Here is a 26,730-nt window from a genome sequence, read left to right as displayed (position 1 = left end):
GCGCAAGGATACCGCCGCGGTGGCCGCCCGGGCCGGATCCGGGATCACGCGACGCCCGGGCATGGGGGTGCAGAATGTACTGCCACGGGCCCGGACGTGGGAGACTAGAGGTTCAGATATGCGGCAGGTGGCAGGATGGCCAGAATTCAGCCTGAACTACGCCGCGGTAATGCCAACAGTAAGGACCCTGCGTGTCTCCCATGGCCCGCACCGCCCCGGTGCCCGCCGCGACAGATCCGGCCATCATTCGGAATTTCTGCATCATCGCGCACATTGACCACGGTAAATCCACCCTGGCCGACCGCATGCTTCAGTACACCGGCGTCGTGCAGTCCCGCGACATGAAGGCCCAGTATCTGGACCGCATGGATATCGAGCGAGAGCGCGGCATCACCATCAAGTCCCAGGCCGTCCGCATGCCCTGGGAACTGGACGGCGTCAGCTACGCATTGAACATGATTGACACCCCGGGCCACGTGGACTTCACGTACGAGGTGTCCCGGTCCCTGGCCGCCTGCGAAGGCGCAGTGCTCCTCGTGGACGCGGCCCAGGGTATCGAGGCACAGACCCTCGCCAACCTCTACCTGGCGATGGAAAACAACCTCACGATCATCCCGGTCCTGAACAAGATCGACCTCCCCGCAGCACAGCCCGAGAAGTACGCGGCGGAACTGGCCAGCCTGATCGGCGGCGACCCCGACGACGTGCTCCGCGTCTCCGGCAAGACCGGCATGGGCGTCGAGGCTCTGTTGGACAAGATCGTCCGCGACCTTCCCGCTCCCGTGGGAGACCCGGACGCCCCCGCCCGTGCCATGATCTTCGACTCCGTCTACGACACGTACCGCGGTGTGGTCACCTACGTCCGCGTGGTGGACGGCATGCTGCACCCCCGCGAACGCATCCAGATGATGTCCACCCGCGCCACCCACGAACTCCTCGAGATCGGTGTCAGCTCCCCGGAACCCACCCCCTCCAAGGGGCTCGGCGTCGGCGAGGTCGGCTACCTCATCACCGGTGTGAAGGACGTCCGCCTGTCCAAGGTGGGCGACACCGTCACTAACCTTGCCAAGCCGGCCAGCGATTCCCTCCCCGGCTATGCAGATGCCAAGCCGATGGTCTTCTCCGGCCTGTATCCGCTGGATGGCACGGACTATCCGGTGCTCCGCGATGCCCTGGAGAAGTTGATGCTCAACGACGCCGCGCTTGTGTACGAGCCCGAAACATCCGCCGCGCTGGGGTTCGGTTTCCGCGTCGGATTCCTGGGCCTGCTGCACCTGGAAATTACCCGCGAGCGGCTCGAGCGTGAATACAACCTGGACCTGATTTCCACCGCCCCCAACGTGGAATATGAAGTGACGCTGGAGGACAAGAAGGTCGTCCACGTCACCAACCCCAGCGAATACCCCACCGGCAAGATCGCTGAAGTCCGCGAGCCGATGGTGTCCGCCACCATCCTTGCGCCGAACGAGTTCGTCGGCGCCATCATGGAGCTGTGCCAAAGCCGGCGCGGCGTCATGGGCGGCATGGACTACCTCTCGGAGGACCGGGTGGAAATCCGGTACCGCTTGCCCCTGGCCGAGATCGTCTTCGACTTCTTCGACATCCTCAAGTCCAAGACCCGCGGCTACGGATCGCTCGACTGGAAGGCCGACGGCGAGCAGGTGGCCGATCTGGTCAAGGTGGACATCATGCTCCAGGGCGAGCAGGTTGATGCCTTCTCCGCCATCACGCACCGGGACAAGGCCTACGCCTACGGCGTGATGATGACCGGCAAGCTGCGTGAACTCATTCCGCGCCAGCAGTTCGAGGTCCCCATCCAGGCCGCCATCGGCTCCAGGATCATCGCCCGCGAAAGCATCCGGGCGATCCGCAAGGACGTCCTGGCCAAGTGCTACGGCGGTGACATCACCCGAAAGCGCAAGCTGCTCGAAAAGCAGAAGGAAGGCAAGAAGCGCATGAAGATGGTGGGCCGGGTCGAAGTGCCGCAGGAAGCGTTCATCGCGGCGCTCACCACGGATGAGTCCAAGGACAAGGCCAAGAAGTAGTGGTTGCTGTGGCTTTCCCTGGACATGGCGCCAATCGTGCACAGGGCGGGACACATGCCTAGCGTTCTTCCCCTGGGTGACCCGGCGCCGTCGGACGGTCTCCTGCCGCCGCAGGCGCTGGACGGTGCGGCGGACCGGGCTTTCGGACTCTACGTGCACATCCCGTTCTGCGCCGTGCGCTGCGGCTACTGCGATTTCAACACGTACACCGCCACGGAGCTGGGCGGCGGCGCGTCGCAGGACGCCTATGCCTCCACCGCCATCTCCGAGGTGGCATTCGCCGCCCGCGTACTGGAGCAGTCCGGCCTTCCCGCGCGCCGGCTCCGCACCGTCTTCTTCGGCGGCGGGACCCCCACGCTCCTTCCCGCCGAGGACCTGGCCCGGATACTCGGCGCCGCCATCAGCGAGTGGGGGATCGAGCCCGATGCCGAGGTCACCACGGAGGCCAATCCGGACTCCGTCACGCCCGAATCCCTCCGGGTGCTTGCCGATGCCGGCTTCACCAGGGTCTCCTTCGGCATGCAGTCCGCCGTTCCCCACGTCCTGAAGGTCCTTGACCGCACGCACACGCCCAGCCGGGTTCCGCTGGTAGTGCAGTGGGCGCGCGAGGCGGGGCTGGCCGTGAGCCTGGACCTCATTTACGGCACTCCCGGTGAATCGCTGGAGGACTGGCGCTACTCGCTGGAGACCGCGCTGTCCTACCGACCGGACCACATCAGCGCCTACGCGCTCATTGTGGAGGACGGCACCAAGCTCGCGGCACAGATCCGCAGGGGCGAGGTTCCGGGCATCGACGACGACGACCACGCCGCCAAATATGAGCTCGCCGACCAACTGATTTCCGACGCCGGCCTCGACTGGTACGAGGTCAGCAACTGGTCCGTCACGCCGCAACAGGCCTGCAGGCACAACCTTGCCTACTGGCGCGGGGACGACTGGTGGGGGATCGGGCCCGGGGCGCACTCGCACGTCGGCGGCGTGCGCTGGTGGAACGTCAAGCACCCCACCGCCTACGCCGGGCGGCTTGCCTCAGGCGCCTCTCCGGCGGCAGGACGTGAAACCCTCGACGCCGAAACCCGCGAGGTGGAGAAGGTTATGCTCGAGGCCCGCCTGGCGTCGGGACTGGCCGTCGCTTCGCTGTCCGCATCGGGCAGGCACGCCGTGGCGGGGCTTATTGCGGACGGCCTTGTGTCACCGGCAGAGGCGTTCCGGGGCCGGCTGGTCCTCACGCTCAAGGGCCGGCTGCTGGCGGATGCCGTTGTGCGGAGGATCCTGCCGGACTAGCACTCCGCGGGATCCAGCGGCGCTACTTGATCCAGCGCAGGTTGTACTGGTACCGGTGCGGCTGGCCGCGGTTCACATGGATGCCCGCGGACACCGAGAAGCACGTCAGCGCGATCCAGATGAGGGTCGCAAGCACGGCGAAGATGTTGCCCACCACGGGAAGCAGCACCAGGACGTTCGCGAGGAGCGCCGCGATGGTGGGCGGCAACGAAAAGTTGAGGGCTTCCTTGGATTCCTGCGCGGTGAACGGCCCGCGGTCCCGGAAGATCAGGTAGATCAGCAGCGCCGGAACGCAGCCCAGGATGCCACCGAAGTGGGCCAGTGTGGCCCACTGCCTGTCCTCGCTGGCGGTCAGCGGAAGCGCGTTGGCGGGAACGCCATGGTACTGGGGCAGGTCCTGGCCGGGCGTGTCCCTGCGGTCGCGAGCGTCTTCTGCCACTTGTCTTCCTTAAACTTGCGTTGTTGCGATATTGCCGGTGCCCGCAGTGCTGGCGCGGCCGGCCCGCGGGGCCGGACGGCGGCAGCGCGTGAGGCGCCGTACCAAGAATACTGGGTCGTGCGCGGAATGGACGACCGAACTGCGGCACGTTGTGCGTTTGCGCCTACGGCACCGTGAGAAAGTCGATGACCTCTTCCACCCTGCCCAGCAGGGCGGGCTCGAGGTCGGCATAGGTGCGCACGGAGCCGAGCAGTTTCTGCCAGCCGAGGCCGATGTCTTCCTTCGTGGAGTGCGGCCAGCCGAACGCTGCGAGGATGCCCGTCTTCCAGTCGGTCCCGCGGGGCACCACGGGCCACTGTGCGATGCCGAGCACGGACGGCCTGATGGCCTGCCAGACGTCGACGTACGGATGGCCCACAATGAGCACGTTTCCGGCGGCGCCCGGAGAAGCCATGACGGCGGCGGCGATCCTGGACTCCTTGGAGTCCGGAACCAGGTGGTCAACCAGGACACCCAGCCTCCGGCCCGGTCCGGGACGGAAAGCGGCCACGGCCCCGGCCAGGTCGTCAATGCCGTGAAGAGGCTCGACGACGATGCCCTCCACCCGGAGGTCGTCACCCCAGACTTTTTCCACGAGTTCGGCGTCGTGCTTGCCCTCCACCCAGATCCGGCTCGCCTTGGCCACTTGGGCCCGCCGGCCCTCCACCCGGACGGAACCCGACGCCGTCCGCGCCGCCGTCCCGGATCCCTGCGGTTTGCCGGATGGGGCAGGGGGCATCAGCCGGATCGGCCGGCCTTCGAGGAGGAACCCGAAACCAAGCCGGAATGACCGCGACTTCCCGCGGCGGTCCTCGAGCGCCACGACGTGCATCCCGCCGGACTTCTCCACTCGCGTTACCGCGCCCACCCAGCCGGACTGGACCTCCTCAAGCACCATCCCGCGCTCGACTGGCACTTCCGGCAAGTCATTCTTTGCGGGCGCCGCGATCTCCTGCGGGCCCCAGGTCTGGTACTGCATTCGTTCACACCGCTTTGCACTAGGAAGATGCCGCCCCCGCAACGTATCCGCTGCAGGGCCGAATGGTGCCCGGAATTTCGCCCGGAGCGGTACCAATGCTAACAACGCGGCGTCTCATATTAGACTTGTTAGCACTTAGGCATGTGGAGTGCTAAAAAATGGGTTGCCGGGCGCCGTCCTAAACACCCAATAACGGTCGATCGGAGGTGGACCATGAGCGAACCACGCAAGCTCGAGGTGCTGCGCGCCATTGTCGAGGACTACGTCCATTCCCGGGAACCCGTCGGATCAAAAGCCCTGGTTGAACGCCACCATCTGGGCGTTTCCAGTGCCACCATCCGCAACGACATGGCCGCGCTCGAGGATGAGGGCCTCATCATGGCCCCGCACACCAGCGCCGGAAGGATCCCCACCGACAAGGGCTACCGGCTCTTCGTGGACCAGATTTCGGCCGTCAAGCCGCTCTCCCCGGCGGAGCGCCGCGCCATCCAGTCATTGCTGGAAGGATCCGAGGACCTCGACGACGTCCTTGACCGGACGGCCAGGCTCCTGTCCCAGCTGACCAACCAGGTCGCCGTCGTGCAGTACCCCCACCTGAGCCGTGCCGTGGTGCGCCACATCGAATTTGTGCTGCTGGCCCCCCGCAAGGTCCTCATCGTCCTTATCGCCGACAGCGGCAAGGTTGAGCAGCGGGTCATCGATGCCGGCCAGGAACTGGGGGACGACGCCCTGTCCGACCTGCGCGCGCGGTTCCTCGCGGGCGTCGCCGGCACACCCCTGATCATGCTCCCGCAGCACCTCGCGGCAGTGTTGGCCGGCTGCGGCCCCGCCCAGCGCCCGGCCGCCGTCGCCCTCAGCAGGGCGCTTGAAGCCCTCGCCCACAGCAGCCGGGAGGACCGGATGGTCATGGCGGGCACCGCCAACCTCGCGCGGTCCAACGTGGACTTCCCGCTCAGCATCGGCCCCGTTCTGGAGGCCCTCGAAGAGCAGGTCGTCATGCTCCGGCTCCTCAGCGACATGGCACAGGACCCCCGGGGCGTTGCCGTCAGCATCGGCCGGGAGAATCCCTATGACGGACTCGCCGAGGCTTCGGTGGTGGCCACAGGCTACGGCCCCAACGCCAGCGCCAAGGTCGGCATCCTTGGCCCCACCCGGATGGACTACCCCACAACCATGGCCGCCGTACGCGCGGTGGCCCGCTACCTTTCGAGGATCCTGGGACCGTGATGCCACGGCCCGGCGGTCCCCGTACCCCAGGCAGTACAACGAGGAAGAGATACGAACTTTGAGCAGCCACTACGACGTTCTTGGAGTCTCCCCGGAAGCCACCGGAGAAGAGATCAAAAAGGCCTACCGCAAGCTGGCCCGCACTCTGCACCCGGACGTCAACCCCGGAGAAGATGCCTCGGACCGGTTTAAGGCCGTCACGCATGCCTACGAAGTGCTGTCCGATCCGCAGAAACGCCGCGTCTACGACACCACGGGCAACGAGAACGGCACTGACAACGGCTTCGGCGGCGGCTACGCCGGGCAGGGCTTCGCGTTCCAGGACATTTTTGACACCTTCTTTGGCGCAGGGGGAACCTCGGGTCCGGCGTCGCGGGTCCGCAGGGGGCAGGACGCCCTCATCAGCGTCCGGATCGACCTGCGCGACGCCGTCTTCGGCGTCAACAAGAAGATCGAGGTGGACACCGCGGTCACCTGCCCCACCTGCGACGGTTCATGCTGCCGCGAGGGCAGCCACCCCGAACGCTGTGACATTTGCGGCGGCAGCGGCCAGGTCCAGCGCGCCGTGCGGTCCATCCTCGGACAGGTGATGACCGCTGCCCCGTGCGGTTCGTGCGAAGGCTTCGGAACGGTCATCAAGGATCCCTGCAACGAGTGCAACGGCCAGGGCCGGATCCGCAGCCGCAGGTCCCTGACCATCAAGGTTCCGGCAGGCGTGGCCACCGGCACCCGGATCCAGCTCTCCGGGCAGGGCGAAGCCGGCCCGGCCGGCGGCCCCTCGGGCGACCTCTACGTGGAGATCCGGGTCAACAACGACGCCACGTACGTCCGCGACGGCGACGACCTCCATGCGACCCTCAACATCCCCATGACGGCCGCGGCCCTTGGCACCGAGCTGAGCCTGGACACTTTCGACGGGAAACAGGAGATCGACGTCAAGGCGGGCACCCAGCCCGGCGAAATCATCACCCTCCGCGGCCTCGGCGTCACGCACCTGCGCGGCTACGGCCGCGGTGACCTCAAGGTGCACCTGCAGGTTGAGACGCCGTCGAAGCTCGATCCGGCGCAGGAAGACCTCCTGCGGCAGCTTGCCAAGCTTCGGGGCGAGCAGTTCTCCGAGGGCAAGCTAGCGGCCAGCGGAGGCGTCTTCGCCAAGCTGCGGGACCGCCTCGGTAACCTGTAGCGGTGAGCAACCCCGTATTTTTCACCGCCGCCGGAGCGCTGGACGAGGCGGTACCCGGTTCGCATTTCACGCTGGACGGGGCGGAGGCGCGCCATGCCGTCACTGTCAAGCGGCTGGCAGTGGGGGAGAGCGTTGACATCGCCGACGGAGCCGGCAAGAGGCTCACCGGGACGGTGTCGAGCGTGGCGCCGGCGGCGTTGACGGTTGAGTGTGCGTCCGTGACTGTTGAAGAGCGGCCGGACGTGCGCCTGGTCCTCGTGCAGGCCCTTGCCAAGGGTGACCGTGACGAACTGGCGATCGAGACATCGACCGAGCTCGGCATCGATGCGGTGGTGCCCTGGCAGTCTGAACGTTCCATCGTCAGGTGGAAGGGTGATCGTGCGGCGAAGGCCCACGCCAAATGGCAGTCCGCCGTGACGGCCGCGGCGAAGCAGGCGCGCCGTGCCTGGATACCGGAGGTGCGCTCCGCCGTCGATACCCAGGGCCTTGCCGCCGCGGTGTCGGCTGCCAGCCTTGCGGTAATCCTGCATGAGGACGCCGTCAAGCCGCTGCGCCGGGTTCTGGAAGGGTGGCGTGACGCCGGCCAGCCGGCGGACGGCGGCCCCGGGGAGATTCTCCTGATCGTCGGGCCCGAGGGCGGCATCAGCCCCAGGGAGGTCACCAGGCTGTGCGGGGCGGGAGCGGTGACAGCCCTTCTAGGGCCGCACGTGCTGCGGTCCTCCACTGCGGGGCCGGCCGCCGTCGTCGTCGCGAGTGATGTCCTGGCCCGCTGGTAGCAGCCGCCCGCCGGTAGCGTACTGACGGCTAACGTACGGTGAAGCCCCGTGAGTCCACGTTCAGTTCCTCGTCGGCGTGGGCAGGATCGATCTGGGAAACCCGGATCTCGTAGCTGCCCGGTCCGAGATTGACCGCCATGTTGAAGGCTCCGGAGGCCCCCGGCTCGGTTGCCGCGGTGGTTTCGCCGGCCAGGTAGCGTTGCTTGTCGCCGTTTTCCTGGACCTTGAGGATCTGCCAGTGCAGCTTGCCGCCGGGAACGGTGCTGCGCCCGGTGATCTTAACGCGGCCGTCTGCGACTTCCACGCCCTGCTGGGGATCGATGATCCACACCGGCGCCACCATCCCGGCGCTGCGTGACGTGGGCGAGCCGAGCTTGATGTGCTTGAAAGCCAGGTAGTCCGTGTGCCCGTCGACCAGGATCACCACTTCAATCTGCTGCCCGGCGTCGATCAGGCCGGAACTCGCGCCCGCCGCCGTCGCGGTGTAGACAAGCTGCTGGATCGCCCGCTGGGCCATGTCGGCGTCGAGATTGCTGTTGAAGGCGTCGGCGGACACATCCACAGTGATGACGTTGGTGCCCGAAATCGACGTCGCGAGGTTCTTGGGGTTCTGCCACGGCGTGAAGTAGTCCGGATCGAGGGGTGTTTCGGACATCATGGCCCGCAGGGCCCTGGTGATCGGGTTCTCCTCGTCGGGAACATCGCGGAACTCCCGATACAGGAAGACGTTGCTGTTGCTCCGTCCGATCCAGTAGACCGGTGCCTTGTTGGAGGACTGCATGGTCTCCAGCGGGGCGCTGGTGGTGGGAACACCGTCGGTGCCCGCGGCGCGCAGGGATGACGAGGGAGCATTCGAGGACGTGACGGCGGGGTCCGGATCGGCGATGCAGCCGGACAACAGCAAAGCGGCAGGGAACAGCCCAAGCAGCACCGCGGAGCGCATCCGCGAAGCTACCTTCCGGCTGGAAGTTCCTGACTGCCTGATGTCTGTGGTCCCTTCGTATCAGCAGCATGTTGCCTGCTGGGTGTGTTTGCGGCTGTGGCTGCGGGCAGGCCGAACCGTTGCCCGCTGACTTCATTTCCAGCATTACACACGGCTCCCGGGCCGCGGGGGCCTTTATCGGCTGCCGGGCGAACTGCAACGGGAACGATATGAGGCCGATACAAAGTTGATACCTAATTGCGGGAACCCGTCATGTAACCGCCGCCTCGTTGACTGCCGGGAACGGTGAGCGCGGGCGGGCGCTGGCGTAAGATGGAAGAACTCTGAAGAGTATTTTCGAACTGGAGGGAACAAGAGGCCTGCGGGCCGACACCATGACTGAATCAGCAAACGGAAAGCGCCGCCTCAACACCGGAGACCGCACTACAGGTGAATTCCCCCATACTCTCCCCGGTGTCCGGACGGAGGTGGTCATCTTCGACAACTCTGATCAGATGGTCCAGTCCCTCGGAAGCCACGACGAAGCCCTGCGCTTCATCGAGGATCAGTTCCAGGCGGTCAGTTTCCACGTCCGCGGCAATGAACTCTCCATCAGCGGTCCCTCGGCCGATGTACCGCGCATCATGCGCCTGCTCCACGAGGTGCGGGGCCTGGTGGCACGCGGCACGGTGATCACCCCGGCCGTCCTGCAGCAGCTGGTCCTGCTGCTCCGCAGCCAGTCGCTGCAGAACCCGGTGGATGTGCTGACCCATGACATTCTGTCCAGCCGCGGCAGGACCATCCGCCCCAAGACGCTGAACCAGAAGAACTACGTGGATGCCATCGATGCCAACACGGTGATCTTCGGGATCGGCCCGGCGGGCACGGGCAAGACCTACCTGGCGATGGCAAAGGCCGTGCAGGCCCTGCAGCAGAAGGAAGTCAGCCGGATCATCCTCACGCGCCCTGCGGTTGAAGCGGGCGAGCGGCTCGGGTTCCTGCCGGGCACGCTCAGCGACAAGATCGACCCCTATCTCCGCCCGCTGTATGACGCGCTACCCGGAGTCCATTCCGCGGCTCATGGCGGCGGGAACCATTGAGGTGGCCCCCCTCGCGTACATGAGGGGCCGGACGCTCAATGACGCCTTCATCATCCTGGACGAGGCACAGAACACCACGCCGGAACAGATGAAGATGTTCCTGACCCGGCTAGGCTTCGGATCGAAGATGGTGGTCACCGGTGACGTCACCCAGGTGGACCTTCCGTTCGGAACCCGCTCCGGGCTCCGCATTGTGGAGGAGATCCTCCAGGGCATAGACGACGTCAACTTTTCCTTCCTGGACTCCGCGGACGTGGTGCGCCACCGGCTGGTCGGCGACATCGTCAACGCATACAGCATCTGGGACGAAGTACAGCGAAACCGGGTCAAGCATTCCGTTCCCCGGGAGAGGCGCGGAGAGCACGCATGAGCATTGAAGTAAACAACGAATCGGGCGTCCTCGTGGACGAAGCCCAGCTGGTGGTGCTGTCCCGGTTCATCTTCGAACAGCTGTACATTCATCCCCAGGCGGAGTTGTCCATTTTGCTGGTGGACGAACCCGCCATGGAAAAGCTTCACATCGAACTCATGGACGAGCCCGGCTCCACTGACGTGCTCTCCGTCCCGATGGATGAGCTGACGCCCGGAACCCCGGACAAGCCCACCCCGCAGGGGATGCTCGGCGACATCGCGATCTGCCCCCAGGTTGCCGAAGTCCAGGCCCGCAACGCCGGTCATTCCACGCAGGACGAGATGCTGCTGCTGACGACGCACGGAATCCTGCACCTGCTCGGCTATGACCATGCCGAACCCGAAGAGAAGGCAGAAATGTTCGGCCTGCAGCGTGAGCTGCTCGCGGCGTTCACCGGCAAAGAAGCTCCCTCCGAGACCACGAAGTGACCTCCTTCCTCCTCGTCTGCATGGCGCTGGTGTTCCTCGGCGCAGCAGCGCTGCTCACGGCCGCTGAAGCCGCGTTCAGCTTCCTTCCGCGGCACGACGCCGAACAGGCGCTCCTGAAGAGCCGCGGCACCGCGCTCCGCAGGATCCTGGACCAGCCCATGACGCATATGCGGGCGCTCCGCTTCTGGCGCATCTGGTTCGAGACCGCGTCCGCAGTGGCCGTGGCTGTTCTCCTCTACAGCATCCTGGGCAATGTGTGGCTTGCCGGCCTCGCGGCGACGGGAATCATGGCGGTCCTCGGCTTCGTGATCGTTGGCGTTTCACCCCGGCAGCTGGGCCGCTCGCACTCGGCGGCAGTGGTCCTGTTTTCGGCTCCGCTCATCAGGTTTCTGGCCTGGGTCCTGGGGCCGATACCGGGCTGGCTCGTCAGGCTGGGCAGTTCCGTGGCCCCCGGTTCGCCGGGCGGGGATGAGTCCTTCTTCAGTGAAGAGGAGTTCCGGGAGCTCGTGGACCGGGCCACGGAATCGGACATGATCGAGGACAACGAAGCCGAGCTCATCCAGTCCGTGTTCGATTTCGGCGACACCCTGGTCAGGGCCGTCATGGTTCCGCGGACCGACATCCTGACCATTGATGCCGGCTCCAGCCTGCACCGCGCAATGTCCCTGTTCCTCCGCTCCGGCTACTCCAGGATGCCCGTCATCGGGGAGAACACGGACCAGATCCTGGGGATTATCTACCTCAAGGACGTGGCCGCCGTCCTTCACGACCTGGGCCCTGAGGAAGAGCCGCCGGTTGTGGATGCGCTGGCCCGCGAGGTGCGGTATGTGCCGGACTCCAAGCCTGTGAGTGACCTCCTGCGGGAGCTGCAAAAGGAATCCACGCACGTGGCGATCGTCATAGACGAGTACGGCGGCACCGCCGGGCTCGTCACGCTGGAAGACCTGATCGAAGAGATCGTCGGCGAGATCGTGGACGAGTATGACACCGAGAGTGCCGAAGCAATCGAACTGGGCGACGGAACGTACCGCGTCAGCGCCCGGATGAGCATCGACGACCTCGGGGAGCTTTTCGACATCGAGCTCGACGACGACGAAGTGGACACAGTCGGCGGCCTGCTGGCCAAGGCCCTGGGCCGCGTACCCATCGTGGGCAGCACCGTGGAAGTAGACGGCGTAACGCTGCGGGCTGAGCGGCTTGAAGGCCGCCGAAACCGCGTCAGCCACATCATTGCGGCAGCCGTTCCAAAAGGCGCCGTTCCAAACAATACTGACCTTGAAGACCTTTTCGACGAGGCCGAATCAATGCAACAGGGAGTTCCACGTGAGCAAGCAGAATAAGGCCGACGGCGGCGAACCCTTCGGCGGATACCACGCCGGATTCTCCGTTCTGGTGGGCCGGCCGAACGCCGGAAAGTCCACGCTGACCAATGCCTTGGTGGGCAAGAAAGTTGCCATCACCTCCGCGAAGCCGCAGACCACGCGGCACACCATCCGGGGGATCGTGCACCGTGACGACGCCCAGCTGATCCTGGTGGATACGCCCGGTCTGCACCGGCCGCGCACGCTGCTTGGCAAGCGGCTCAATGACCTCGTCGCCGATACGCTTGCCGAAGTGGACGCCATCGGTTTCTGCCTTCCGGCCAACGAGAAGATCGGCCCCGGCGATAAGTTCATTGCCGCACAGCTCGCAGCCGTGGGACGCAAGCCGATCATCGCCATCGTCACAAAGGCCGACCTCGTGGACCGCCAGGCGCTGACCGAGCAGCTGCTGGCCGTCGCTGCGCTGGGACGGGAAGTGCTGGGCGAGGAAGGCTGGAAGGACATCGTTCCCGTGTCAGCGACCGACGGGTTCCAGGTGGGCACGGTGGCGGACGTCCTGATCAGCCACATGCCGCCGTCGCCGCCGCTCTACCCCGACGGTGAGCTGACCGATGAGCCCGAAGCCGTCATGGTGGCGGAACTCATCCGAGAGGCCGCGCTGGAGGGCGTGCGGGACGAACTTCCCCACTCCCTGGCGGTCGTCGTCGACGAGATCGTTCCCCGCGAGGGGCGGTCCGAAGACAACCAGCTCCTCGATGTCCGCGTGAACCTCTACGTGGAGCGCCCGTCCCAGAAGGCAATCATCATCGGCAAAGGCGGAAGCAGGCTGCGGGATGTCGGCACGAACGCCCGCAAGGGCATCGAGGCCCTGCTGGGAACGCGCATCTACCTCGACCTCCACGTGAAGGTCGCCAAGGACTGGCAGCGCGATCCCAAGCAGCTGGTCAAGCTCGGATTCTGACCCAACGCGTCTGTTGCCCGGCGCCCGGCGCGCCGGGCAACAGGCGCGTTTTCGGTAAATTCCCAGACAGGGCGACTAAAATAGCCCGGATCCCATTTTTTAAGGAAAGGTACACCCTGTGCTGCGACGCCGCGACAACCGCGCACAAGGGCCGGGCACACCCCGGTCCGAGCCAGCTGCCCGGCATGCCGAAGATGCCCGCGTGGGCGCTGCCCGGCACTTGAACGTGCGCAACATGCCGCTGTGGCTGAAGGTGACTACCGCCGTCGTCTCCGTGGCCCTCCTGGGCGGACTTGCCTTCGCCGGATACTGGTACTTCCGGCTGCAGTCAAACATTTCCACGTCCGCACTCGGCGCCGGAAACGGCCGCGCGGACACCGTCGACGATGCCACCGGCCGGATGCAGATCCTGATCCTCGGCTCCGACACCCGTGACGGCAAGAACTCCGGCTACGGCACCACCGACGATTCGACGGGCTACGGCAAGTCAGACGTCATGATGCTCATGGACATCTCCGAGGACAACAAGCGCGTCAGCGTCATCAGCTTCCCCCGCGACCTGCTGGTGGACATCCCCAAATGCACGGACCAAAAGACGGGCAAGGAATACCCGGCGCGCACGGGCGTCATGATCAACGAAGCCATGGGCGAAGCCGGAATTGGCTGCGCCGTGGACACCGTCAACAAGCTGACAGGGCTGCAGGTGGACCACTTCATGATGGCCGACTTCAACGCCGTCAAGGAGCTGTCCAACGCTGTCGGCGGCGTCGAGGTCTGCATCAGCGACGCCGTCTACGATCCCGACTCCCGTCTCCGGCTGCCCAAGGGCACGTCCCCGGTGAAGGGGGAGCAGGCCCTGGCCTACCTGCGCACGCGCCACGCGTTCGCCGACGGCGGTGACCTTGGCCGCATCAAAGCCCAGCAGGGGTTCCTGTCCTCCCTGACACGGAAGATCAAGGACGACGGGACCCTGTCCGATCCGGCGAAGATGCTCACCATTGCCGACGTCGTGACCCAGAACCTCACGGTCGATGAAGGACTGGCGTCCGTTCCCGCGATGATCACCATCGGAAACCGGCTTAAGACGATCGACGTGGGGAAGGTGGCCTTTGTTGCCGTCCCCACGACGCCTGCTGCCAGCGACCCGAACCGGCTGGAGGCCGCGCAGCCTGCCGCGTCCCAGCTTTTTGCGGCCCTGAAGGATGACGTCGACCTCACTGACCCGGAGGGGAAGGCGGCGCCATCGCCGTCGGCCAAACCGACGGCGAGTGCCACGCCGTCGGCCACACCAAAGCCGACCACGCCTGCGGCCCCGTATGACAAGACGCTGCAGCCGGTCACTGTCGCCAACGGGACGGGTGTCCCCACGAGGACGCAGGAGATCGCGGAAGCGGTGATCGCGGGCGGATTCACCCAGGTCGCGCCGCTGGAAGCCGAGCCCGCAGCGAAGACCTTCGTCTACTACGGACCCGAATTCGCGGATGTGGCGGCGGATGTCGCCGCGCTGCTTGGCATCCCGGCCGGCCAGATCGCGCCGTCAGCCGGCGTCTCAGGCGTGCAGGTGTACCTCGGTGCCGACTTTACGTCCGGAACCAAATTCGGCAAGGCGACCGTGCCGAAGGACATCGTGAACCAGACCGCCGGGGACACCGTGTGCCAGCAGGCCAACCCCGAGCTGATCGTCCAGCCGTAGCCTGCCCAACGGAAAATGCCGGGCCAACCCGCGGGTTGGCCCGGCATTTCGCTGGTGTCACCAGATGCTGACGCGCTCCTCCGGCGCCATCCACATTCCGTCTTGCTCCGCGACGCCGAAGGCGGCGTGGAAGGAATCCAGGTTCCTGGCGATCGCGTTGGTGCGGAACTCGTTGGGGGAGTGGGGGTCCGTGGCGAGCCGCCGGACGGCCTCCTCGGTCCGGATGACCTGGCGCCAGCCCGCCGCCCAGGACGCGAAGAACCGCTGCTCGCCGGTCAGGCCGTCGAGGACCGGCGGTTCCTCCCCGTTGAGGCTCAGCCGGTAGGCCTTGTGGGCGATGGTGAGGCCGCCCAGGTCGCCGATGTTTTCACCGAGGGTGAGTTTTCCGTTGACGTTGTGCCCCGGGGCCGCGTACGGGGACAGGACCTCAAATTGGGCCACGAGCCGGCTGGTCAGCGCCTCAAAGGCGTTGCGGTCGTCCTCGGTCCACCAGTTGCGGAGCTCTCCCGTGCCGTCGAACTGCGAGCCCTGGTCATCGAAGCCGTGGCCGATTTCGTGGCCGATGACCGCTCCGATTCCGCCGTAATTGACGGCGTCGTCAGCGTCTGCTGTGAAGAACGGCGGCTGGAGGATGGCGGCCGGGAAGACGATTTCGTTGAGCATCGGGTGGTAGTACGCGTTGACCGTCTGCGGCGTCATGAGCCATTTGTTGTGGTCGACGGGCTTGCCCACCTCGTCAAGGTGGCGGTCGACGTCGGCGTTGTGGGCCCGTTCGACGTTCCCCAGCAGATCAGCGGGGTCGATCACCACTGCCGAGTAGTCAATCCACTCGTCCGGGAAGCCGATCTTTGCGCGGAACGCCCCCAGCTTCCTGAGCGCCTCGGCCTTGGTGTCCTCGCCCATCCACCTGAGATCGGTGATGCTTTCCCGGTACGCCTCGATCAGGTTGCCGACGAGGGTCTGCATACGGGCCTTGTGGCCCTCCGGGAAGTGCCGGTCCACGTAGATCTGGCCGACCGCCTCGCCGAGGGCCGCTTCGACGACGGCGACTCCGCGCTTCCAGCGGTCCTTGTTCCGCGGGGTGCCGCTGATGGTGGTGCCGTAGAACGCGAAGTTGGCGTCCACGAAGGCCGAGGATAGGTACGGGGCCGCCGAGTTGATGACCCGCAGCGCCAGCCATTCCTGCCAGACAGGCAGGGATTCCGAGACCAGCAGTGCAGCGGCGCCGGCGAAGAAGTCGGGGGTGCTGACCACGATCTCCTGCCGCTTTTCCGGAACGATCTCGGCGGCGTCAAACCAGGTGTCCAGCAGGGGAAAGAGTTCACTGGCCTCGCCCGCGGACTTCAGGTTGTACGTCTTCTGCGGATCACGAAGCGTGACATTGTCCCAGTGGTGCGAGGCGAGTGCCGTTTCCAAGGCCACCACGCGGGCGGCGGCGCCTTCCGGGTCCGGTACGCCGGCCAGGCCGAACATGGTGCCGACGTATTCGCGGTAGGACTGCACCAGCGGGGCGAATTTTTCCTCGCGGTAATACGACTCGTCCGGGAGCCCCAGCCCGCCCTGGCCGGTGTAGAGCAGGACGCGCTCCGGGTTGCCTGCGTCCGGGGCAGGGTAAATGTAGAACAGGCCGGACACGTCCGCGCGGAACAGCCTGCCGGCCAGCGCAAGCAGCTCGCCAACCGTGGCCGTGGCAAATACGTCGGCCAGCCGTCCGCGGATCGGGTCCATTCCCTCGGCCTCGACGGCGGCCTCGTCCATGAAGCTGTTGTAGAGATCGCCGATCTTGCGCTCAATCCCGCTGGCGTCGACACCCTTGCCTGCCGCTTCCTCGATGATTTCCTTCACCGCCAGCTCCGCGCCGTCGCGAAGGGCGGTGAAGGTTCCTTCCAGCGGGCGGTCGTCCGGAATCGTCGTGCTCGTGAGCCAGGCCCCGTTCACATGCTTGTACAGGTCGTCTTGCGGCCTGACGCCGTGGTCGATGTTTGACAGGGCGATCCCCGAATTAGGCACAGAGGCTCCTTCGATGACGGGCTGCTGCCGGCACTGGCACCGGTGCAGCGTCTGCATGGTGGACGTTGCTGGAGGTGTTGCTCCTTCATCTTACGCACCCGTGTTACTGTGAAATGGTGCGTGCAGAGCTCCTTCTTCTTAGCTGCCGCGGCGAGGCCTCAGACGCGATCTAGCGCAAGGCCCACCCTCGCTGCGGAGTTTGTGTTGCCCGGCCACCCTTTCACTCAGGAATCACAGAAAAGGCCACGATAGTAATGCGAAACGCACAGAAGCCCTCAGGAATGCCGGTCCACCGCTACGTCCCGTTCCAGGACCAGATCACGGTTGAGCTGCCGGACCGCACCTGGCCGGACAAGGTCATCACCAAGGCCCCGCGCTGGTGCGCCGTGGACCTGCGCGACGGCAACCAGGCCCTGATCGACCCGATGAGCCCCGCCCGCAAGCTGAAGATGTTCCAGCTGCTGGTCCGGATGGGCTACAAGGAAATCGAAGTCGGGTTCCCTTCCGCCTCGCAGACGGACTTCGACTTCGTCCGGCAGCTGATCGAGGGCAACCACATCCCGGACGACGTCACCATCCAGGTCCTGACCCAGGCCCGCGAGCACCTGATCGAGCGGACCTATGAGTCCCTGGTCGGCGCCAAGCAGGCAATCGTGCACCTGTACAACTCGACGTCGGTCCTGCAGCGCAGGGTCGTCTTCAACCAGGACGAGGACGGCATCCTGGACATCGCCCTCCAGGGCGCACGGCTGTGCAAGAAATACGAAGAGACCCTGCAGGACACGCACATCACCTACGAGTACTCGCCGGAATCCTTCACGGGGACCGAGCTGGAGTACGCCGTCCGCGTCTGTAACGCCATCGCGGACGTGTTTGAGGCCTCCGCCGACAGCCAGGTCATCATCAACCTGCCCGCCACGGTGGAAATGGCCACCCCCAACGTCTACGCCGACTCCATCGAGTGGATGAGCCGCAACCTGCACCCGCGCGAGGGCATCATCCTGTCCCTGCACCCGCACAACGACCGCGGCACCGGCGTCGCAGCCGCGGAACTGGGCTACCTGGCCGGCGCGGACCGGATCGAAGGCTGCCTGTTCGGCAACGGCGAACGGACCGGCAACGTGGACCTGGTGACCCTGGGCCTGAACATGTTCGTGCAGGGCATCGACCCGATGATCGACTTCTCTGACATCGATGAGGTCCGCCGCACGGTCGAGTACTGCAACCAGCTGCCCGTGGCCGAGCGCGCACCGTACGGCGGAGACCTCGTCTTCACCGCCTTCTCCGGCTCGCACCAGGACGCCATCAAGAAGGGCCTGGAAGCCCTGGAGAAGGACGCCGCCGCCGCCGGCAAGGACATTGCCGACTTCACCTGGCAGGTCCCGTACCTGCCGGTCGACCCGAAGGACCTCGGCCGCAGCTACGAGGCCGTCATCCGGGTGAACTCCCAGTCGGGCAAGGGCGGCGTCGCCTACCTGCTGAAGAGCGAGCACAACCTGGACCTGCCGCGGCGCGCCCAGATCGAATTCTCGGGCGTCATCCAGAAGCAGACCGACACCGTCGGCGGCGAAATCAGCGGCGCCCAGCTGTGGCAGGTCTTCCAGGATGAATACCTGCCTTCCGGCACGGCCGACGCGCAGTGGGGACGCTACGCCCTGGGCTCGTTCAGCACCGAGACCGACGAGGACGGTTCCATGTCGCTGCACGCAGCGCTCAAGATCGACGGCACCCCGGTCCACCGCACGGGCACCGGCAACGGCCCGATCGCCGCCCTGCTGAGCATCCTGCGCGAAGACGGCGTCGACGTCCGCGTGCTGGACTACAGCGAACATGCCCTGTCCGAGGGCGGCAGCGCCCTCGCCGCGGCCTATGTCGAATGCGCCGTGGGGGAACGCGTGCTGTGGGGCGTCGGGATCGACGCCAACACCAGCACGTCCTCGCTCAAGGCCGTCATCTCGGCGGTAAACCGGGCCATCCGGGACGCCCGCGCCTAGGCTGTCAGGAACTGCGCCGCCGGGTCATCCGGCGGCGCAGTTCTGTTTCCCGAAAGGCAGCGTTTCCCGAAAGGCAGTGCGAAGATTAACCGTGGCCCAACCATCCTCCTTTGCCTCCCGCGCCTACCGCGATGACGCCGTGGTACTGCGCACCCACAAGCTGGGGGAGGCAGACCGCATCATCACTTTGCTGACCAAGCATCACGGTCAGGTCAGGGCGGTGGCCAAGGGCGTCCGGCGCACGAGCAGCCGTTTCGGTGCCCGGCTGGAGCCGTTCATGGTGGCGGACTTGCAGCTCATCTCCGGAAAATCGCTGGACATTGTCACCCAGGCGGTGGCCAAGGGCGCCTACGGCGGGAACATCGCCGCCGATTACGGCAGGTACACGGCGGCCGCCGCCATGACCGAGACCGCCGAAAAGCTGACCGACGTTGACGGCGAAGCCGGAACAGCACAGTACAACCTGCTTGTCGGCGCCCTCGCGTCCCTGAGCCGGGGGGACCACACTCCGGAACTGATCCTGGACTCCTACCTGCTGCGCGCCCTGTCCACCGGCGGCTGGGCACCCAGCTTCACCGGTTGTGCGCGGTGCGGCGCGGCCGGACCGCACACGGCGTTCTCCGCACCGCTGGGCGGCATGGTCTGCGGAGACTGCCGCCCGCCCGGCTCGCCGGCCCCCGCCGCGGAAACCGTTACTCTGCTGGGCGCGCTGCTCACCGGCGACTGGACGACGGCGGATTCCTCGCTGCCGCTCCACCGGCGGGAAGCGGCCGGCCTCGTGGCCAGTTATCTGCAGTGGCATCTTGAGCGTGTCCTGAAATCCCTCAAACATGTGGAGCGTACCTAACAGTGTCCTTGGGAAAGAAGACCAGCCCCGCACGGCGCCGGACCGATCCGGTGGTGCACCCCTATCCCCATTCTTCGGGAGCCCTCCCGCCCTCCATTCCGGCGGAGTTCGTGCCACAGCACGTGGCCATCGTGATGGACGGAAACGGCCGCTGGGCCAACCAGCGCGGCCTGCCCCGCATCGAGGGGCATAAGGCCGGAGAGCCGGCCCTGCTTGACGTCGTCGCCGGGGCCATTGAGCTGGGCATCAAGTACGTCACCGTCTACGCGTTTTCCACGGAGAACTGGCGGCGTTCTCCCGAGGAAGTCCGCTTCCTGATGGGATTTAACAAGGATGTGCTGCGCCGGCAGCGGAACCAGTTGGACGAGTGGGGCGTCCGGATCCGGTGGTCGGGCCGCCGGCCGAAGCTGTGGGGCTCGGTCATCCGTGAGCTGGAGGAGGCCGAGGAGTACACCGCCGGAAATAGCACGTGCACGTTAACCATGTGTGTTAATTACGGCGGCCGTGCGGAAATAGCGGATGCAGTGTCCGCCATTGCGCAGGAGGTGGCTGCCGGCCGGCTCAAGCCCGGCTCAATCACGGAGAAAACCATCCAGAAGTATCTCGACGAACCGGACCTTCCCGACGTCGACCTGTTCCTGCGCAGTTCAGGCGAACAGCGCCTTTCCAACTTCATGCTGTGGCAGTCGGCGTACGCCGAGTTCGTTTTCATGGACACCCTGTGGCCCGACGTCGACCGCCGCACCCTCTGGGATGCCGTGCTTGTGTACGCTCAGCGGGACCGCCGCTACGGTGGCGCGGTGGACGCGGCGCCAAAACCGGCGGACGCAACCAGGACCGGGTAGAGCGTTCCTTCGTCCTGTAGGGCCGCCAGTCCTGCAGTCCGCGTTACGGGAGTTCCCCATCGAAATCTCCGTCGGCGGCCGCGTACCCGTGGATCCACCTGGCCAGCCGCCGGTACGCGTCTGCCCGGACCTCGGCGCGGGACAGGAACACGTCATGAAGGGCGCCGTCAATGCGCTCCACGGACACACTCCGGCCGAGGGACAGGGCCCGCGTGGCGATGACATTGACGTCCAGCACGGCATCGGTGCTGCGCATCGCCTCATTCCAGACCAGACCGTTCTCGCTTGCCCCGGAAATCATGACGAGGATGGGGATGTCGATGCCGAGGCCCCGCGCGACCTTGGCGTGGCCGGCGAGAACCGCGCTGAGCCAGGCTGCGCGGACCGGAAACGCCATGGGCGGCCGGTAATTATCGTCCAGGCTCCATTCGCCCTCGGCCGAGCTGCTGATGCTCCGCCAATAGAAGCCGCGCTCCGGCAGCCTAAGCACTGCCTCGGGACGCAGCCGGGCGAGGGGTTCCACCATGGCCCAGGCGGCACGGCGGACCAGCGTGCTGCCATGCATTTCCAGCCACGGGCTATTCAGGACCAGCTGGGACGCGACTCCGGGATGCCGGCTCACCCACAAGGCCGCCACCAGGCCTCCGGTGGAGTGGCCCATCAGGGCAAGCGACAGCGGCGCTTGCGGGCCGGACGCGGAAATCATTTCGATTGCGGTGCCGATTTCGGCGTCGTAGTTTTCGAGGTCCGCAACATAACCGCCGTGGGTATCGGGCTGAAGGCTGCGGCCGTGGTTGTGCATGTCCAGGGCAAAGAATTCGAAGCCCTGCCTGTCCCAGAAACGTGCCAGCTCAGTGTTGAAGAAGTAGTCGCTCCAGCCGTGCAAGAACATCGCGGCACGGCGCCGGCCGGCCGGCGGGGAGGGGTTTCCGTCCTTACGCGGGACGAAACGGACCAGGGTTGCGGTGCGCGTGACACCGTCGCTGCCCGTGGCATCGAAGGCGCAGGACTCGAAGTCCGCGCCAAGGATGTCACTCTGCCACTCCATGGCACCAGCCTAGACTTTTGCAGCCCCGCCGTGGCCGCACGCACGGCAGCGCACGCCGGTGTGCTGTGTAGCCGGGCGCTTGTGTCGGTCCGGGTTTGGTCTGCACCGCCTGAGACGGAAAACTAGAGGCATGCGCGTATATCCCACATTCTTCAGGCTGGCCTTTTCATGGATGGACGCCGAACGCGCCCACAAAATCGGGTTCAAGGGCATCCGGCTGGCCCACACCACCGGCGCAGGCCGCCTGCTGGAACGGTTTACCGCCCCGCCGGCGTCGCTGCAGACCAGTGCCCTCGGCATGACGTTCCTGTCGCCGTTCGGGCTCGCGGCCGGCTTTGACAAAGAGGGCCACGGCATCGAGGCGTTGACTGAACTTGGGTTCGGCCACGTCGAGGTAGGCACCATCACGGGCCGCGCCCAGCCGGGCAACGAGAAGCCGCGGCTGTTCAGGCTCATCGAGGACCGCGCAGTCATCAACCGGATGGGATTCAACAACGACGGCGCCTCGGCCGTCGCGCCCCGGCTCAAGTCCGCCCGTGCTGCCCTCCAGCGCCGGCACCCCAAGGTCCGCCCCGTGATCGGCGTGAACATCGGCAAGAGCAAGGTGGTGGAGCTTGAAGACGCTGTGGAGGACTACCTCATCAGCGCCCGCAGCCTGGCCCCGGCAGCGGACTATCTCGTGGTGAACGTCAGTTCGCCGAACACGCCGGGGCTTCGGCTCCTGCAGAATGTGGAAACGCTGCGGCCGCTGCTCAAGGCCGTGGGGGAGGAGGCCGACAAGTCGGCGGGACGCCACGTTCCGCTGCTGGTCAAGATTGCGCCGGACCTGAGCGACGAAGACATCGACGACGTTGCGCGGCTCGCGCTGGACCTGGGCCTGGACGGCATCATCGCCACTAACACGACCATCGGACGTGCCGGGCTCTCGTCATCCGCGGAAAAGGTCGAGACCTGCGGTGCGGGCGGGCTGAGCGGCGCTCCCTTGAAGGGCCGCTCCCTGGAGGTACTGCGCCGGCTGAAAGCGGCAACCGGGGGCAGGCTGACCCTGATCTCCGTGGGCGGAGTGGAGACTTCCGAGGATGTCCAGGACAGGCTGGACGCCGGCGCCACCCTGGTTCAGGGATACACCGCGTTCCTGTACGAAGGGCCGTTTTGGGCGGCCCGCATCAACAGGCAGCTGGCGAAGAGCCGCCGCGGCGCCTAGCCCTGTCCTGAAGGTGCAACTGTCCTGAAGGTGCAGCAGCCTTGAACGCAGCAGCCCCCGGCGGTACTACCGCCGGGGGCTGCTGCACTCTGGAGAGTCCTGGACTGCCCTTAGAACGGGACAGCCTGGAGAAACGGGATGATCAGGACGGGTACTGCCCGCGCTTGACCAGGGGCTTGGGCAGGCGGAGCTTCCGGAACTGCAGGGAGCGCATCGAGCCGTACCAGACAGTGCCGCGCTCCACTTCGCCGAACTTTGCAGCGAGTCGCTTGCGGAGTTTGCGCGAGAGGATGAACACGTCAGCGAAGACGGCCAGGAACATGACCCAGAATCCGCCCAGGACGTAGATCATCTGCTCGCTCGTGGACGGGACCACCAGCGAGATGATCACGAACACCAAGGCGCCGAACATGAGGTACTCGCCCAGGCTGAAGCGGGCATCCACATAGTCGCGGGCAAAGCGCTTCTGGGGTCCCTTGTCACGGATCGGCAGGAATTTCTCGTCGCCCGTATCCATGGCCTGGCGCATCTTGAGGCGCTGGTCCGCGATGGCAGCACGCTCTGCCGCCTTGGAGGCCTTGCGGTCCTCGGGCACAAGGGGGCGCTTGCGGGCGGCCTCCTGGGCCTTGCGCTTGGGCGTGGGTGCGCCCTTGCCCAAAGCTTCACTCTGGGCCGCTGCCTGGGCTGCCTGCTGGTCTACTACGTCCTGCGCCGCTGGCGCTTCCTTTTTACGTCCGAACACGACAACAGAATACCTTGCAGGACGCAGCCGCCCGTCATGCCGGCGGGCAGGCAGCACGTGCTTCGGACCCGCGCCGGGTGGCCCGGAACCGCGGTTTGTTGTGGTGTGTGACACAGGTAGTGTTTGGGCCATGACTTCATCACCAGCGGCGACCCCGCAAGAGATCGGTGGTTCAGTGGCCGGCGTCGACACCGACGCCCTGCGGAGCGCCGTAAGTGCATCCTTTGATTCCACGGTTGCCCAGTTGAAGAACCTGGTCAGTATTCCAGGCATAGCGTGGCCGAGTTTCGATCCCGCGCCGCTGGACCGCAGCGCTGAGGCTGTCGCCGCCCTCGTCCGGAGCGCCGGCATTGCCGACGTCCGTATCCTTCGGTGCGATAAGGAAGACGGCACACCCGGGGGGCCGGCCGTTGTGGCCCGCCGGAAAGCTGCGGAAGGCAAGCCGACCATCCTGCTGTACGCACACCATGATGTCCAGCCGGCGGGGGACCAGGCCCTGTGGGATTCCGAGCCATTTACCGCCGTCGAACGTGACGGCCGGCTATACGGCCGCGGCGCCGCGGACGACAAAGCCGGGATCATGGCCCACATCGCGGCCTACGGGGCAGTGACGCAGGTGCTCGGCGACGAGTTCGGGCTCGGCGTCACGCTGTTCTTCGAGGGAGAGGAAGAAGCCGGCTCGCCGACATTCCGGACATTCCTTGAAACCCACCGCGAGCTGCTCCGTGCAGACGTCATTGTGGTGGCCGACTCCAGCAACTGGAAGGTGGGCGTTCCGGCGCTCACCACCAGCCTCCGCGGGCTGATCGACGGAACCGTCGAGGTCCAGGTACTGGATCACGCCGTGCACTCCGGAATGTTCGGCGGACCCGTGCTGGATGCGCCCACACTGTTGTCACGGCTTATCGCCACCCTGCACGATGCCGAAGGCAATGTAGCGGTGGCCGGGCTGGTCAGCCGCGACGACGTTGAAGTCGATCTCACCGAAGCGGAATACCGTGCCGACGCGTCGGTGCTCGACGGCGTGCAGCTCGCCGGGAGCGGAACCATTGCGTCGCGCCTGTGGACCAAGCCCGCGCTGTCCATCATCGGATTCGACGCGCCGGCCGTGGATGTCGCCTCCAACACGCTGCTCCCCAGGGCCCGCGCCAAGTTCAGCCTGCGTCTGGCCCCCGGTCAGGTCCCGGCCGAGGCCATGGAGGCCGTCCGCAGGCATGTCGAGCGCAACGCGCCGTTCGGGGCGAAAGTGGTCTTCACGCCCGGGGAGAGCGGCAACGCGTTCCAGACGGATACCAGCTCCGCTGCCGCGGGATTCGCGCTCTGGGCACTCGGGGAAGCATGGGGAGTGCCGGCCGTGGAAATGGGCATAGGCGGTTCCATCCCGTTCATTTCCGACCTGACAGACATGTATCCGGCTGTCCAGATCCTCGTGACGGGAGTTGAGGACCCGGATTCACGGGCGCACTCCGCCAACGAATCCTTGCACCTCGACGACTTCCGGAACGCGGTTCTGGCCGAAGCGCTCCTGCTGGCCCGCCTCAACGCCGAGGACATGCGCTGACGGATCAGGTCCTGGCGGCGAAACCGCGGAGCTTGCCGCAGTCCCCGGGGCGGCCGCCGTAACCGTCCCGGGAACAAGTCCGGGAAGGCCTCGGTTACGTCTGTAGTTAGAGCTACAGGCGTGATCGACGTAGCATGTAGCTATAGCCCATACCGTTTCCGTAGGGGCAGGCACCGTGCAAGCGGGGCCGCCAGGACCGTCGTTAGAAGGTAGGCCAATGAGCACTACGACCAATGAAAACAGCACCGAACCCACCGGTACGGCCAGTGACGAACTGGCGAGCCACGAGGTTCAGCTGACCGACGTTGCAGCAGGAAAGGTCCGCAGCCTCCTTGAGCAGGAAGGCCGCACAGACCTGCGTCTCCGCGTTGCCGTGCAGCCGGGCGGCTGCTCGGGCCTGATTTACCAGCTCTACTTCGACGAGCGACTCCTTGACGGAGACGCTGTTCGCGACTACGACGGTGTCGAGGTCGTCGTCGACAAGATGAGCGTGCCCTACCTCAGCGGGGCCAGCATCGACTTTGAAGACACCATCTCCAAGCAGGGCTTCACCATCGACAATCCCAATGCCGGCGGATCTTGCGCCTGCGGTGATTCTTTCCACTAACGGGCACTTCTGCCCTTCCTAAACCGTTGTGGCGGCGTCGGTGACAACCGACGCCGCCACACTGTTCAGACATGTGGGCGAAATCCCGCGGGGGACGGTAAGCTCTACACCGAGTAGTAAAACTTTTAGTGTGCCCGGGAAGCTTCATGCCTCCTTGGCAACAGCAACAAGTAGGAAGGGCCGTCTGTGAGTTCGCAGAACCGAACCGGCAGCCGACGCAAAACGATCACCTCGATCTCTGGCTTGGCAATTGCCGGCGCGTTGGTTTTGACTGGATGTTCGCCAGAGGTAACGAAGGGGTGGCTGCCCACCGAGCGTGGCACCACCAATCACACTGACCGCATCATGGACCTCTGGGTCAACTCATGGATTGCCGCCCTCGTGGTGGGCATCATCACCTGGGGACTCATCGTCTGGTGCATCGTCGCCTACCGGCGCCGCAAAGGAACCGTGGGCTTCCCGCGGCAGACCAGCTTCAACCTTCCCCTCGAGGTCTTCTACCTGACCATCCCGCTCTTCATGGTGCTGGTGTTCTTCTACTTCACCGACCGTGACCAGCAGGCCATCGATGACCGCTCCAAGCCCGCCGACGTCGTTGTTGACGTCCGCGGCAAGCAGTGGGCCTGGGACTTCAACTACAAGCAGGGCGACGTCGTTACCGGGGACGTCCACGAAGCCGGTGTCCAGGCGCACCTGACCGGCAAGGAAGTGGACAAGGAGAAGCTGCCCACGCTTTACCTGCCCGTCAACAAGTCGGTTGATCTTGAACTGAACTCCCGCGACGTCATCCACTCCTTCTGGGTTCCCGCCTTCTTGCAGAAGCGGGACATGATCCCGGGCAAGACCAACTACATCCGGCTCACGCCCACCAAAGAGGGAACCTACGACGGCAAGTGCGCCGAACTCTGCGGTGAATACCACTCCGAAATGCTGTTCCGCGTGAAGGTGGTGTCCGAGTCCGAATTCCAGGCTCACCTGACCCAGCTGCGCCAGGACGGCAACACGGGCCTGCTCGGCGAAGAGTACGACCGCAACCCGAACCTGAACGAAACAAAGTAAGGG

Annotated in this window: 22 protein-coding genes and 1 pseudogene; 17 read left to right on the top strand and 6 right to left on the bottom strand. The window is 65.7% G+C overall.

Going from position 1 to position 26,730, the window contains the following annotated elements:
* The first annotated feature begins 191 nt into the window (after nucleotides 1-191).
* Together lepA and hemW are read left to right on the top strand one after the other, a co-directional pair.
* Nucleotides 192-2,045 (top strand): translation elongation factor 4, encoded by a 1,854-nt coding sequence (gene lepA, locus ASG92_RS02535; RefSeq protein WP_082579249.1) that lies wholly within the window; start codon nucleotides 192-194, stop codon nucleotides 2,043-2,045.
* 54 nt (nucleotides 2,046-2,099) lie between these two features.
* Nucleotides 2,100-3,329 carry a radical SAM family heme chaperone HemW gene (gene hemW, locus ASG92_RS02530; RefSeq protein WP_056624340.1) on the top strand — a complete coding sequence of 410 codons (1,230 nt, stop codon included), beginning with the start codon at nucleotides 2,100-2,102 and terminating at the stop codon, nucleotides 3,327-3,329.
* Between the two features lie 22 nt (nucleotides 3,330-3,351).
* Here hemW and ASG92_RS02525 read toward each other — a convergent pair whose 3' ends face one another.
* Both ASG92_RS02525 and ASG92_RS02520 read right to left on the bottom strand, forming a co-directional pair.
* Complete coding sequence (locus ASG92_RS02525; RefSeq protein ID WP_056624037.1) at nucleotides 3,352-3,768, bottom strand: DUF4870 domain-containing protein; 417 nt, start codon at nucleotides 3,766-3,768, stop codon at nucleotides 3,352-3,354.
* Nucleotides 3,769-3,931: 163 nt separating this feature from the next.
* Entirely contained in the window at nucleotides 3,932-4,786 is an 855-nt protein-coding gene (locus ASG92_RS02520) for a DUF3097 domain-containing protein (RefSeq protein WP_056624034.1), read from the bottom strand.
* A gap of 213 nt (nucleotides 4,787-4,999) precedes the next feature.
* Here ASG92_RS02520 and hrcA point away from each other — a divergent pair, with 213 nt between their 5' ends.
* The 3 genes from hrcA to ASG92_RS02505 are packed head-to-tail and all read left to right on the top strand — an operon-like array spanning nucleotide 5,000 to nucleotide 7,972.
* The gene (hrcA, locus tag ASG92_RS02515; protein ID WP_056624027.1) at nucleotides 5,000-6,013 is read left to right on the top strand and encodes a heat-inducible transcriptional repressor HrcA; all 1,014 of its coding nucleotides are present in this window, start codon (nucleotides 5,000-5,002) and stop codon (nucleotides 6,011-6,013) included.
* A gap of 58 nt (nucleotides 6,014-6,071) precedes the next feature.
* Nucleotides 6,072-7,196 (top strand): molecular chaperone DnaJ, encoded by a 1,125-nt coding sequence (gene dnaJ / locus ASG92_RS02510; protein WP_056624024.1) that lies wholly within the window; start codon nucleotides 6,072-6,074, stop codon nucleotides 7,194-7,196.
* Nucleotides 7,197-7,198: 2 nt separating this feature from the next.
* Complete coding sequence (locus tag ASG92_RS02505; protein ID WP_056624022.1) at nucleotides 7,199-7,972, top strand: 16S rRNA (uracil(1498)-N(3))-methyltransferase; 774 nt, start codon at nucleotides 7,199-7,201, stop codon at nucleotides 7,970-7,972.
* Nucleotides 7,973-8,000: 28 nt separating this feature from the next.
* Here ASG92_RS02505 and ASG92_RS02500 read toward each other — a convergent pair whose 3' ends face one another.
* Nucleotides 8,001-8,915 (bottom strand): GerMN domain-containing protein, encoded by a 915-nt coding sequence (locus tag ASG92_RS02500; RefSeq protein ID WP_056624019.1) that lies wholly within the window; start codon nucleotides 8,913-8,915, stop codon nucleotides 8,001-8,003.
* Between the two features lie 374 nt (nucleotides 8,916-9,289).
* On the opposite strand from ASG92_RS02500, the pseudogene ASG92_RS02495 reads away from it, so the two are divergent.
* The 5 genes and pseudogenes from ASG92_RS02495 to ASG92_RS02475 all read left to right on the top strand — a co-directional run bounded on the left by ASG92_RS02495 (nucleotide 9,290) and on the right by ASG92_RS02475 (nucleotide 14,810).
* Nucleotides 9,290-10,364: pseudogene (locus tag ASG92_RS02495) on the top strand (PhoH family protein).
* Complete coding sequence (gene ybeY / locus ASG92_RS02490; RefSeq protein WP_056624017.1) at nucleotides 10,361-10,834, top strand: rRNA maturation RNase YbeY; 474 nt, start codon at nucleotides 10,361-10,363, stop codon at nucleotides 10,832-10,834. The pseudogene ASG92_RS02495 and the gene ybeY overlap by 4 nt, the downstream one beginning before the upstream one ends.
* Nucleotides 10,831-12,174, top strand: coding sequence for a hemolysin family protein (locus tag ASG92_RS02485; protein WP_056624014.1), 1,344 nt, complete (start codon nucleotides 10,831-10,833; stop codon nucleotides 12,172-12,174). The genes ybeY and ASG92_RS02485 overlap by 4 nt, the downstream gene beginning before the upstream one ends.
* The gene (gene era / locus ASG92_RS02480; protein WP_056624011.1) at nucleotides 12,158-13,117 is read left to right on the top strand and encodes a GTPase Era; all 960 of its coding nucleotides are present in this window, start codon (nucleotides 12,158-12,160) and stop codon (nucleotides 13,115-13,117) included. Before ASG92_RS02485 ends, era begins: the two co-directional genes overlap by 17 nt.
* Nucleotides 13,118-13,235: 118 nt before the next feature.
* Nucleotides 13,236-14,810: an LCP family protein gene (locus ASG92_RS02475; RefSeq protein WP_200951865.1), complete on the top strand. Its 1,575-nt coding sequence runs from the start codon at nucleotides 13,236-13,238 to the stop codon at nucleotides 14,808-14,810.
* A gap of 57 nt (nucleotides 14,811-14,867) precedes the next feature.
* On the opposite strand, the gene ASG92_RS02470 is transcribed toward ASG92_RS02475, so the two are convergent.
* Complete coding sequence (locus ASG92_RS02470; RefSeq protein ID WP_056624334.1) at nucleotides 14,868-16,820, bottom strand: M13-type metalloendopeptidase; 1,953 nt, start codon at nucleotides 16,818-16,820, stop codon at nucleotides 14,868-14,870.
* Nucleotides 16,821-17,074: 254 nt separating this feature from the next.
* Between ASG92_RS02470 and leuA the strand changes: the two genes are divergently transcribed.
* The 3 genes from leuA to ASG92_RS02455 all read left to right on the top strand — a co-directional run bounded on the left by leuA (nucleotide 17,075) and on the right by ASG92_RS02455 (nucleotide 20,506).
* Complete coding sequence (leuA, locus tag ASG92_RS02465; protein WP_056624008.1) at nucleotides 17,075-18,814, top strand: 2-isopropylmalate synthase; 1,740 nt, start codon at nucleotides 17,075-17,077, stop codon at nucleotides 18,812-18,814.
* A gap of 91 nt (nucleotides 18,815-18,905) precedes the next feature.
* Complete coding sequence (recO, locus tag ASG92_RS02460) at nucleotides 18,906-19,661, top strand: DNA repair protein RecO (protein ID WP_056624005.1); 756 nt, start codon at nucleotides 18,906-18,908, stop codon at nucleotides 19,659-19,661.
* Between the two features lie 2 nt (nucleotides 19,662-19,663).
* Nucleotides 19,664-20,506 carry an isoprenyl transferase gene (locus ASG92_RS02455; protein ID WP_056624002.1) on the top strand — a complete coding sequence of 281 codons (843 nt, stop codon included), beginning with the start codon at nucleotides 19,664-19,666 and terminating at the stop codon, nucleotides 20,504-20,506.
* A gap of 43 nt (nucleotides 20,507-20,549) precedes the next feature.
* Here ASG92_RS02455 and ASG92_RS02450 read toward each other — a convergent pair whose 3' ends face one another.
* Nucleotides 20,550-21,554 carry an alpha/beta hydrolase gene (locus ASG92_RS02450; protein ID WP_056623999.1) on the bottom strand — a complete coding sequence of 335 codons (1,005 nt, stop codon included), beginning with the start codon at nucleotides 21,552-21,554 and terminating at the stop codon, nucleotides 20,550-20,552.
* A 130-nt stretch (nucleotides 21,555-21,684) separates the two neighbouring features.
* Between ASG92_RS02450 and ASG92_RS02445 the strand changes: the two genes are divergently transcribed.
* The gene (locus tag ASG92_RS02445) at nucleotides 21,685-22,758 is read left to right on the top strand and encodes a quinone-dependent dihydroorotate dehydrogenase (RefSeq protein ID WP_056623998.1); all 1,074 of its coding nucleotides are present in this window, start codon (nucleotides 21,685-21,687) and stop codon (nucleotides 22,756-22,758) included.
* Between the two features lie 142 nt (nucleotides 22,759-22,900).
* Here the strand turns inward: ASG92_RS02445 and ASG92_RS02440 are convergent, their stop codons facing one another.
* Nucleotides 22,901-23,500 carry a DUF3043 domain-containing protein gene (locus ASG92_RS02440; protein ID WP_056623997.1) on the bottom strand — a complete coding sequence of 200 codons (600 nt, stop codon included), beginning with the start codon at nucleotides 23,498-23,500 and terminating at the stop codon, nucleotides 22,901-22,903.
* A gap of 130 nt (nucleotides 23,501-23,630) precedes the next feature.
* Here ASG92_RS02440 and ASG92_RS02435 point away from each other — a divergent pair, with 130 nt between their 5' ends.
* From ASG92_RS02435 to coxB, 3 genes are all read left to right on the top strand, one after another.
* Complete coding sequence (locus ASG92_RS02435; protein ID WP_056623994.1) at nucleotides 23,631-25,061, top strand: dipeptidase; 1,431 nt, start codon at nucleotides 23,631-23,633, stop codon at nucleotides 25,059-25,061.
* Between the two features lie 217 nt (nucleotides 25,062-25,278).
* Nucleotides 25,279-25,668 carry an iron-sulfur cluster assembly accessory protein gene (locus ASG92_RS02430; RefSeq protein ID WP_056623992.1) on the top strand — a complete coding sequence of 130 codons (390 nt, stop codon included), beginning with the start codon at nucleotides 25,279-25,281 and terminating at the stop codon, nucleotides 25,666-25,668.
* A gap of 186 nt (nucleotides 25,669-25,854) precedes the next feature.
* Nucleotides 25,855-26,727 carry a cytochrome c oxidase subunit II gene (gene coxB / locus ASG92_RS02425; protein WP_056623989.1) on the top strand — a complete coding sequence of 291 codons (873 nt, stop codon included), beginning with the start codon at nucleotides 25,855-25,857 and terminating at the stop codon, nucleotides 26,725-26,727.
* The last annotated feature ends 3 nt before the right edge of the window (nucleotides 26,728-26,730 follow it).

The sequence above is a fragment of the Arthrobacter sp. Soil736 genome (assembly GCF_001428005.1).
Classification (GTDB): Bacteria; Actinomycetota; Actinomycetes; order Actinomycetales; family Micrococcaceae; genus Arthrobacter.
Note: the sequence above shows the minus strand (reverse complement) of the source record. Positions and strands in the feature narration are given on the sequence as shown.